Source organism: Pantoea sp. MQR6 (assembly GCF_022761075.1).
GTDB lineage: Bacteria > Pseudomonadota > Gammaproteobacteria > Enterobacterales > Enterobacteriaceae > Pantoea > Pantoea phytostimulans.
This window is the reverse complement of record NZ_JAKYXB010000001.1, coordinates 1,426,671-1,436,292: the sequence shown is the minus strand read 5'-3', so window position 1 is coordinate 1,436,292 and position 9,622 is coordinate 1,426,671. Positions and strand designations below refer to the sequence as shown.

General features: G+C 50.8%; 9 protein-coding genes. 1 reads left to right on the top strand and 8 read right to left on the bottom strand.

The features are described from left to right. Window position 1 precedes the first annotated feature (1 nt). The 4 genes from MUG06_RS06635 to pth form a co-directional block, all read right to left on the bottom strand. Window positions 2-532 (bottom strand): toxin-activating lysine-acyltransferase, encoded by a 531-nt coding sequence (locus MUG06_RS06635; RefSeq protein ID WP_243078112.1) that lies wholly within the window; start codon window positions 530-532, stop codon window positions 2-4. After that, complete coding sequence (locus MUG06_RS06630; protein WP_243078111.1) at window positions 532-2,217, bottom strand: ShlB/FhaC/HecB family hemolysin secretion/activation protein; 1,686 nt, start codon at window positions 2,215-2,217, stop codon at window positions 532-534. Before MUG06_RS06630 ends, MUG06_RS06635 begins: the two co-directional genes overlap by 1 nt. A 1,025-nt stretch (window positions 2,218-3,242) precedes the next feature. Beyond that, window positions 3,243-4,334, bottom strand: a complete 1,092-nt coding sequence (gene ychF, locus MUG06_RS06625) for a redox-regulated ATPase YchF (RefSeq protein ID WP_243078506.1) — start codon at window positions 4,332-4,334, stop codon at window positions 3,243-3,245. A 108-nt stretch (window positions 4,335-4,442) separates the two neighbouring features. Then, the gene (gene pth / locus MUG06_RS06620) at window positions 4,443-5,030 is read right to left on the bottom strand and encodes an aminoacyl-tRNA hydrolase (RefSeq protein WP_215846992.1); all 588 of its coding nucleotides are present in this window, start codon (window positions 5,028-5,030) and stop codon (window positions 4,443-4,445) included. A gap of 259 nt (window positions 5,031-5,289) precedes the next feature. On the opposite strand from pth, the gene ychH reads away from it, so the two are divergent. Beyond that, complete coding sequence (gene ychH / locus MUG06_RS06615; protein WP_215846991.1) at window positions 5,290-5,568, top strand: stress-induced protein YchH; 279 nt, start codon at window positions 5,290-5,292, stop codon at window positions 5,566-5,568. Here ychH and MUG06_RS06610 read toward each other — a convergent pair. The 4 genes from MUG06_RS06610 to lolB form a co-directional block, all read right to left on the bottom strand. Beyond that, on the bottom strand, window positions 5,565-6,716 hold the full coding sequence (locus MUG06_RS06610; protein ID WP_215846990.1) for a GGDEF domain-containing protein: 1,152 nt from the start codon (window positions 6,714-6,716) through the stop codon (window positions 5,565-5,567). The two genes, ychH and MUG06_RS06610, sit on opposite strands and share 4 nt — an antisense overlap. Window positions 6,717-6,948: 232 nt before the next feature. Then, the gene (gene prs, locus MUG06_RS06605; protein ID WP_006118899.1) at window positions 6,949-7,896 is read right to left on the bottom strand and encodes a ribose-phosphate diphosphokinase; all 948 of its coding nucleotides are present in this window, start codon (window positions 7,894-7,896) and stop codon (window positions 6,949-6,951) included. Window positions 7,897-8,021: 125 nt separating this feature from the next. Beyond that, window positions 8,022-8,891: a 4-(cytidine 5'-diphospho)-2-C-methyl-D-erythritol kinase gene (ispE, locus tag MUG06_RS06600; protein ID WP_243078110.1), complete on the bottom strand. Its 870-nt coding sequence runs from the start codon at window positions 8,889-8,891 to the stop codon at window positions 8,022-8,024. Next, window positions 8,888-9,514, bottom strand: a complete 627-nt coding sequence (lolB, locus tag MUG06_RS06595) for a lipoprotein insertase outer membrane protein LolB (RefSeq protein WP_243078109.1) — start codon at window positions 9,512-9,514, stop codon at window positions 8,888-8,890. Before lolB ends, ispE begins: the two co-directional genes overlap by 4 nt. Window positions 9,515-9,622: the final 108 nt, after the last annotated feature.

Below are 9,622 nucleotides of genomic sequence, written 5' to 3'. Positions count from 1 at the left end.
CTTATCCGATTTCAGGCAACGCCACGCTCAGTGGATGTGCCTGCTGCCATTGCAGGGCGTCGCGCCCGCTGACTTTCTTTCCATGATAAAAATGCACCCGCTGGCCGCGGAGATTGCCCTGTTGATCCTGCCAGCGGAAGCACTGCTCCGGCAGGATCACTTCACACATCAGCCGCAGCAGGTTGCGGATGTCACCAAACGGCGCAATGAAATCGGTGATCCACAGGCGGTTGCCGCTGGTCCAGTCTGCCTCTTTCATCATCACCGAGGCATGCGTGAGATAGCGCTGTTCAGCCTCTTCATCCATCCACGCCCAGCCGAGGAAGAACACCGGCCTGCCATCTTTTACGGCGATGGCGTACTGCTGTTGTTTAATCAGCGGCAGCAGAAGCGTCGGCAAGGTGTGCAGCGGTGCATCGCGGTGACGATCCGAGTGCATCCACAGCCATACCGCCATGCCCAGCACTTCGGCCTCGCTGGCCTCATCCGCAACCAGCCACGGCGCAATTAACCGGTACCCCTTGATCTCCATCAGTAGTGCCAGTTCAGGTTGAAGCCGAGCGTCAGGCTGCTGGTCTGATAACCAGCAGGCTTAGAGAGCGGAATACCGGCAAACAGGTCATAGCTGGTGCGCAGGGCGTAGCCGCGCAGTCCCACTGCGCCTCCGGCCAGATGCTTGCCGATCAGATAATCCTGCCCGCTGTTGCGTCCGCTGACTTCGCCGTAATCCAGCGCCAGATAGAGTTCCTGTGACGGCAGCGGCGTGGCCCAGCCGATGTCGTTGCGCAGAGTCCAGCCTTCATCGGCGTTCAGTGTGCGCTGGCCGTCAAAGCCGCGCACCGACCAGCGGTTACCGAGGGCAAACTGGTCCTGCGGCGTCAGCGGCGTATTGCTCATCTGGCGCAGATACTGGGTGTTAAAACTGAATCGCTGACTGAGCAGTGAGAACGGCACGGCCAGCTGGGCGTTAAGCTGGACAATTTTTGCCAGCGCGGTGGCTTCACCCCAGTACTCTTCAGGCGCAGGCTGAGCGCCAAACCAGCGGGTACCGCGCTGATAACTCACGCCCGCATCCAGCGTGGCGCTGCCGATATAGTGGCGATGCTGCAAGCCGAGTCGCCACGCCGAAGTCTGACGGCGTTGCACGTCGATTTCTGTGTCGTTGATGAAGTTGCGGGTTTCACGCGTTATTACGTCATAGCTCAGCGTGGTTTTCTGGCTGCCGTTGCGGTGCAGCACGCGGCTGAGATTCGCGTTTAGGCTTTTACTCTTGCCGCTATATTCATAATCGGTGAACGCACCAGCTACCGTCTGGTGGTAGCTGTAATCACTGGTGGTGATGCTCGCCAGCCAGTAGCCAAACGGCACCGAATAGCTGCCGGTAACGTTTTTCGTGCCTTTGTCATTGCCGAACTGCAAATCATGGCTTGCCGAGACATAGAGCATATCGCTCAGCGAAAGGGGGTTATCGAGATAGAGCGTCAGTCCGCCCTGATAGCGTCCGGTGGACGTTGAGCCGGAATCATCGAGCGATGCGGCCAGTCGCCACATCTTGCTCTGATTCCACTGCACGGCCATCACACTTTCACCGGGCGCACTGCCGGGGATCAGCGCCATATCAGCCTGAACGGTAGGCAGGCGTTGCAGGTTCTCCAGTCCCTGCTCAGTATCACGCAGGTCGTAGAGCTTGCCTTCGCGCGAGGGCAGGGCGGTGGCAAGCGTCACGTAACGATCGCTGGAATCGGTGCGACCAATATGGCTAATTTTTCCGGCCACTAGCTGAAGTGTGAGCGTGCCTTCGGTTAAATCCTGCGGCGGCGCCAGCACCCGACTGGTGACGTAGCCGCTGTCGATCATGCGGTTCAGCAGCATGCTCATCAGCAAATTAATCCCTTTGACGCCCAGGCAATGTCCCTGACCCTGATTGGCCAGACGCTGCAAAGGTAACCAGCCCGGAAAATCATTCAGGCCGTTCAGCGTGATGTGCTGAATATCAAAACAGGGATTTTCCGCCGGGAAGCTGACGCGGGAAGAGCTGACCGCTGGTGTGGATAAACGCACGTCAGGCACTGGCGGCTGAAGTTGCGCTTCAATCGCTTTCTGACGCTGTTGTTGAATGATGTCCTGCTCAGCAGCGATCGCTACATGAGGAAATATAATGCCTATTGCCAGTGCATATGCGCTGACGGCAAGCGATATGCCTGCGTTCTCTTCCATGAGTGTATTCCATATTAATGGTTGTCCTTAACTACAATTTATACTCTACCGGTTTATTTGTGGGTGGCAATATTTAAGATGGTTTTTTGATAAGTGAAAATATAGGAAATTTCCTGCGTTCATTAAAGGTTCTCTTAAAGCAAGTGAGGCGCTAAAAATTAGGGTTACGTAATATCGCTGCCGAGAGGAATATCTGAATGGCTTAATTGTAATAGTCTGTCAGGGGTAAAAAAAAGCACAGGATATAGGGTCATGAATAAAGTGCGTGAGTACAAGGCTCTCTGCAAATCAACAGAAAATCGAGCTACATTTCTTGAGAAAGATTGATTGAAAATGTGCTGCACTTATCCCTTAAAGCTGAATCAAATGAAGATAAATATAGAGGCTTTTCTTCTTTGTTGAGATGAACCCATTCCCGCCCTTAATTGTCAGGCATTGATTGTCGACCATGGCAGTCTAAAAATCTGCTGGGTCATACACATTAAAACAGGCGCCTTTCGTAAGCGCGTCATCATCTTTATTTGATTTATAATGAGATGTGCTAAATGGAATAATAAAGAATTAACGAGAGAAGAAATTAAAAAATCGTAGTCGCCAGGTCTTTTAGACAAGAAGTTAATTCTCTTTCATTTTCTGATCGGGAAAAGGACATTCCATGAAGTTATTATATTTCAGTCTCTCCTTAACCCCATCCATCAAGACTAATCTTGCTTTTTATTTTTCCGAAGATATGAAGACCTGTCTCTGATAAACACCGGACGTTAATATATTCAAAAGGGCGGACTGGACTCACTGTTGATCCTGCCTGAAATCCTGCTCCATTCAGACACAGAATTCCGGCATGATAAACAGTTCCCTGAGCGGAGGCTGTGCCGATGAAAAGTCACCATTTACCGAAGGGCAAATGTTCATTTCTTTTACCGTTGTTGTACTCACTTAAAATGAAAAATCCACGCAACGGCGTGGATTTTATGGCATTTGTTAATCTTCATAAGGTTCAGTAAAACCTCATGAGACAACAGATTTTAGACGTTAAACAAGAAGTTCATCACATCGCCATCTTTAACGATGTACTCTTTTCCTTCTGAACGCATTTTGCCAGCTTCTTTAGCACCTTGTTCACCCTTGAACGCAATAAAATCATCGAATGCGATGGTTTGCGCACGGATAAAACCTTTCTCGAAGTCGGTGTGAATTTTACCTGCAGCTTGTGGAGCAGTCGCGCCAACAGGAATAGTCCAGGCGCGCACTTCTTTCACACCCGCGGTGAAATAAGTTTGTAGATTCAGCAGCGAATAACCGGCGCGAATAACGCGGTTCAGGCCTGGCTCTTCCAGACCCAACTCTTCCATAAACTCGGCACGATCTTCATCTTCCATCTCAGCGATATCTGATTCAACGGCGGCACACACAGGCACCACAACCGAACCTTCAGCTTCAGCGATAGCACGTACTCGATCGAGATACGGGTTGTTCTCGAAGCCGTCTTCGTTGACGTTAGCGATGTACATGGTGGGTTTTAGCGTCAGGAAGCTCAGATAACGGATAGCCGCTTTGTCGTCAGCATCCAGATCCAGCGAACGCAGCATACCGGCGTTAGACAGGTGCGGCAGGCATTTTTCCAGCGCAGCCAGCTCAGCTTTAGCATCTTTATCGCCGCCTTTGGCTTTTTTCTGCACGCGCTGAATGGCACGTTCACAGGTGTCCAGATCCGACAACGCCAGCTCGGTGTTGATCACGTCAATATCTTCGGCCGGGTCTACTTTGCCTGAGACGTGAATGATGTTGTCGTTCTCAAAGCAACGAACCACGTGACCAATCGCTTCGGTTTCACGGATGTTGGTCAGGAACTGGTTGCCCAGGCCTTCACCTTTGGATGCGCCTTTAACCAAACCGGCGATGTCGACGAACTCCATGGTAGTCGGCACCACACGCTGCGGCTTAACAATTTCTGACAGCTGATCGAGGCGTAAATCTGGCATTGGCACCACACCAGTGTTGGGTTCAATGGTGCAGAAAGGGAAGTTTGCTGCTTCGATGCCCGCTTTGGTGAGCGCGTTGAACAGGGTGGATTTACCGACGTTCGGCAGGCCCACAATACCGCATTTGAATCCCATGGTTTGATACCCTTTATAACTGGATGGATAAAACATCGCAGGATGCTTTATCGGAAACGAAATAAAAAATTTCGCGCATTATACACAGAATCGCGACGACCTGGACGTTTAGCTTGGCTTGAAGGCGTGCAAACGATTCATCGCTTTTATGCGATCCTCTTTCAGCCACAATTCAGTGCAGCGCACGGCTTCATCTACCGCATCATCAATCAACTTCTGCTCGCTTGCAGGCGGTTTCCCTAATACAAAACCGGTGACTTTATTGCGATCGCCCGGATGACCAATGCCGATGCGCAGGCGATGAAAATTATTATTATTTCCCAATTTACTGATGATGTCCTTCAGGCCATTGTGTCCGCCATGGCCGCCACCTTGCTTGAATTTAGCCACGCCTGGCGGTAAATCGAGTTCATCGTGTGCGACCAAGATCTCTTCCGGCGCAATGCGGTAAAAGGTCGCCATCGCCGCGACGGCTTTGCCACTCAAATTCATAAAGGTGGTTGGCACCAACAGGCGTACATCTTCACCAGCAATCGCCAGCCGTGCCGTGTAGCCGAAGAATTTACCTTCTTCCTTTAAAGACTGATTATGGCGCTCTGCCAATAAATCCAGATACCAGGCACCCGCATTGTGGCGCGTGGCGGCATATTCTGCGCCCGGATTGGCGAGGCCAACAATCAGTTTAATGCTGCTCACGATGAATATCCTGCTGTTATACGAAAAGGGCATTAGTTTACTTCGCTGCTGCCGAGATGACAAAGGCTGCAAATGCAAGATAGTTCATTGCGGTGATTAATCATTTTTCATCTAAATCAACACGCTACCCGTAAAGATGTGTCAGCGTTTGTTGTCGATGTGTGATCGCACACGCAACGTTGCTGCCAGCCATTGCCTAAACTTATGACGAGTTAACATTGTGTGCGGTTTTAATTGCTCATACAGATGGAGGTGGAAAATGAAACGTCATCATTCTCATGTGGCGGGTAATACCTTGATGGTGCTGGGACTATTAACCATGGTGCTGGGCGTCGGTTATTCGATTCTGAATCAGCTGCCTGCACTTAACCTGCCGCAGTTTTTAGCGCACGGTGCAATGTTCAGTATCTTCATTGGCGCGTTGCTTTGGTTAGCGGGCGCCCGCGTTAGCGGACGCGAAAAAATTGAAGATCGCTATTATTGGTTGCGCCATTACGGTGATAAACGTTGCCGCCGCTCGCGCCATTCCTCACATTAAATCACAGCACTGAGGGTGAGATATTGTTCAGTACGGTTTCTGCCGCTGGCCTTGGCGCGATATAACGCTTCATCGGCCAGCGCCAGTAATATATCGAATCGGCGTTCGCTGTCGTTAGAGGAGGCAAAACCGATGCTCACGGTATAATTGATCGTATCGGGCTGAGAATTTTCCGTCGCAAGTCTCACGCGCTCACACCATAACCACGCTTCTGCTGCTGGTGCCGGAATAATGGCCGCAAACTCTTCCCCACCCAAACGGGCAAAACGGCCTTCTTTGGGCAACAACTGCTGTACTACCTCACAAAAATCAATCAGCACACGATCACCTTGCTGATGTCCAAAACGATCGTTGATGCTTTTGAAATGGTCGAGGTCAAACAAGACAGCTGTGAAGGCGCTATTTTGACGTCGGCAACGTGCCACAATTCTCTCAGAGTCATTAAATAATGCGCGGCGGTTCCAGACGTTGGTCAGGGGATCGTGTAATGACGCGTGCTTGTGCGCGATCTGGGTACGCTCATTAACCATCGCCAAAATGGTGAATGTCAGGCCAATCACAAACAAGATGGATTCCAAAATGACATAGACCGAAAAAGTCGATCCGCCGATGGCACCTTTAAGTGGGCTGGCGGCAGCACTGTCGAGAAAAATACGCGCCAGATGAAACAGTAAGTGAATCCATAACAGCAGTTGAGCGGGCCAAAAAGTGACTTTGAGCGTAGCTCGCTTGAGCCACAAAAGATGTATCAGCGCGCAGGTATAGATAATGCAGATGATGCATATCACGAACACGCGTTTAGGCAGCGAAAAGTAAAATGCAGGGAAGAAGCACAAAACTGCCCAGAGCAACCCACCTAATAACCAACTGATTCCAATGGATTTTCCGCAAAAAAGTCGAAAGGCATTAAGTAAGCCGCCATAGGCGAGCATCATCAGGATATTTCCCACTGCGACAGGTAAAAACTGCAAACCCATGCTGCGTAAGCTACTGAGGAAAACCGCGACAAGCGTTAAAATCAGTGAAAGGCAGGTGAAGCCCAATACGCGATCGTACTGCGACCCCATCCAGGCAAAAACCATGATGATACTCAAAAACCCCAGCACGTAGAGCTCGCATATAAACAAGGTATAAATGTCGAGGTTCATGGTGTTAGGCGTTCTCGTGAAAAGTGCCGAGCAAATTAACATTAATTAATTTGTGGCAAAAGCCTTGATGCCAGGCTGAGATGAAAAAAGTGATTGGCTTTTACAATAACGGTTTTGGTGAATAATTATCGCGGGAATATCAGATGAGAAAGCAGGTTAATACAGAGAACAATCGACGTAGCGTTGTGCTTTAAAAAGAAAAAACCGGGCGCGTGGCCCGGTTTAGCGAAGATTAATGCTCGAACATTGCCGAGATTGATTCTTCGTTACTGATGCGGCGAATCGCTTCGGCCAACATGCCAGACAAAGTCAGCGTACGGACGTTTGGCAGAGATTTCATCTCTTCAGACAGCGGAATGGTGTCGCAGACGATAACCTGATCGATCACTGATTTGCGCAGATTTTCCACCGCGTTGCCAGAGAAAATCGGGTGGGTAGCGTAAGCGAACACGCGTTTTGCGCCGCGTTCTTTTAATGCTTCAGCCGCTTTGCACAGCGTGCCGCCGGTGTCGATCATGTCGTCGACCAGCACGCAATCGCGGCCAGCAACGTCACCAATAATGTGCATAACCTGAGAAACGTTCGCGCGAGGGCGGCGTTTATCGATGATTGCCATATCGGTGTCGTTCAGCAGTTTGGCGATAGCGCGAGCACGCACTACGCCGCCAATGTCCGGGGAAACAACAATCGGATTTTCCAGACCGATCTGCAGCATGTCTTCCAGCAGGATCGGGCTGCCAAATACGTTATCAACCGGGACGTCGAAGAAGCCCTGGATCTGCTCGGCGTGCAGGTCAACCGTTAGAACACGGTCAACTCCAACGCTGGAAAGGAAGTCTGCCACCACTTTGGCGGTGATCGGCACACGCGCAGAGCGCACACGGCGATCCTGACGGGCATAACCAAAGTAAGGAATGACTGCGGTAATACGACCAGCAGAAGCACGACGCAGCGCGTCGACCATCACAACCAGTTCCATCAAATTATCATTGGTTGGAGCACAGGTGGACTGGATGATGAAAATATCACCACCGCGTACATTTTCATTAATCTGTACGCTTACTTCACCATCACTGAAACGGCCAACTGCGGCGTCTCCCAGGCTGGTGTAAAGGCGGTTGGCAATACGTTGTGCTAGTTCCGGGGTGGCGTTACCAGCAAATAGCTTCATATCAGGCACGAGAAGAACCTCAGGCTTTGCGTCCAGAGAATGAACGTCATGACAGTAACCGGCGAATACAGTCATAGGCGTTCACACGGGTGTGTTAATGCGAAACGTGCAGTGTCTGGAACGTGGTGACACTGTCACGCAGTCGCTGGTCGCTCGGAAAGTGTACGCCGTAGCGGAGAGACATTAACACCTCTTGCTACAAAACCACGTACTCCTTTCGGAGCAAGTTCCAGCACCTGACGTGCGGCGGACTCGGTGTCAAATTCAGAAAACACGCAAGCACCGGTGCCAGTCAGGCGCGACGGCGCGTATTCTAGCAGCCAGGAAACAAGCTCATCAACCTCACGAAAACGTTTTCTTACCACTGCTTCACAATCATTGCTGAATGGAGCAGCTAAAAGCGCTGCTAAATCACGCACAGGCGTGTCACGCGTTAAGCCCGGATCATTGAACACTTCAGGCGTACCAATGCTGACGCCAGGATGTGCCACCAGATACCACTTTTCCTCAGGCTGGGCGGGCTGTAGCTGCTCACCCACGCCTTCAGCAAATGCAGCAAAACCTTCAACAAAAACCGGCACATCGGCACCTAATTGCAGGCCCAGTTTTGCCAGTTCGTCTGATGTTAAATTGCACTGCCATAAATAATTTAGCGCGACTAAAACTGTTGCCGCATTTGATGAGCCACCCCCTAAACCGCCGCCCATCGGTAACGTTTTCTCAATACTGATTCGCGCACCAGCCTGAGCAAGCAGTGGATTTGATGTCTCTGCAGCCTGTTTGAGCAGTTTAGCGGCCCGCACAATGAGGTTCTGCTCATCGGACACACCCGCAACCGGCGTCAATAAGCTGATGTTGCCGCTTTGGTCAGGTTCGATATGCAGTGTGTCACCATAATCAAGAAACTGAAACAGCGTTTGCAGGTTGTGATAGCCGTCAGGACGACGGCCAGTGATGTAAAGAAACAGATTCAGTTTTGCCGGAGCAGGCCAGGTAGTGATCATTGAACGGTCCAGCTGTCCATGCGCAATTTAATGCGTTGGTCGCCTTCTTTCAGCTCCAGATTAGCCGGCAGCGGTGGCGTGACCTTGCTGTCGTAATCCGAGATAGTGACCTGCCATTGTTGCCCATCACGGCTGTAGTTAAGGCTGCTTAGCTGATACTGGTCGTTCAACTGATACGCTTTGCTGTCACCCGGTAAACCCATCATCCACTGACGCAGGTTAGCCAGCGGAATATCCATACCGGTTAATTGCGAAATCATTTTTTCAGCGTCAGTGCTGACGTAACGTTTGCCTTTGTTATCCACTAATTGCACCACCGAACCTTGCGCATCAAGCTGCAATTCAGTGCTGCCCAGCGGATTGGTTAACAGCAAGCGATAGCGATCGGGTGCGGTTTGCTGCCAGTTAAAACGGGCGTAGACTTTTTGCTTGTCCGATAAATAAGCAAACGCGCCGCGCGTCTGGTAATGCGTCACTTTTGTGACCGCTTGCTGATGCTGTTGCCACTGTGGCGCGGTAACGCTTGGCCCCGGACCTTGTTGCGGTTTGTTAACGCTACAGGCGGCCAGTAATACGCTGGCAAGGGGTAAAAGGCGCAACAGATTGCGTGGGGAATTAAGCATCAAGTGGTCATCTCCTCAGACACGTTTTTAATTCGTAACGGATAACGCTAACCATCCGCATTTAAGCAGTCAATGCTGTTATACGCGAAATTGCATACCTTCAGGTTA

Excerpts from the sequence above, each read along its gene's own strand:
- MUG06_RS06630 (WP_243078111.1), bottom strand. The coding sequence starts at position 2,217 with ATGGAAGAGAACGCAGGCATATCGCTTGCCGTCAGCGCATATGCACTG.
- ychH (WP_215846991.1), top strand. The coding sequence starts at position 5,290 with ATGAAACGTCATCATTCTCATGTGGCGGGTAATACCTTGATGGTGCTG.
- MUG06_RS06635 (WP_243078112.1), bottom strand. The coding sequence starts at position 532 with ATGGAGATCAAGGGGTACCGGTTAATTGCGCCGTGGCTGGTTGCGGAT.
- ispE (WP_243078110.1), bottom strand. The coding sequence starts at position 8,891 with ATGATCACTACCTGGCCTGCTCCGGCAAAACTGAATCTGTTTCTTTAC.
- lolB (WP_243078109.1), bottom strand. The coding sequence starts at position 9,514 with ATGCTTAATTCCCCACGCAATCTGTTGCGCCTTTTACCCCTTGCCAGC.
- ychF (WP_243078506.1), bottom strand. The coding sequence starts at position 4,334 with ATGGGATTCAAATGCGGTATTGTGGGCCTGCCGAACGTCGGTAAATCC.
- MUG06_RS06610 (WP_215846990.1), bottom strand. The coding sequence starts at position 6,716 with ATGAACCTCGACATTTATACCTTGTTTATATGCGAGCTCTACGTGCTG.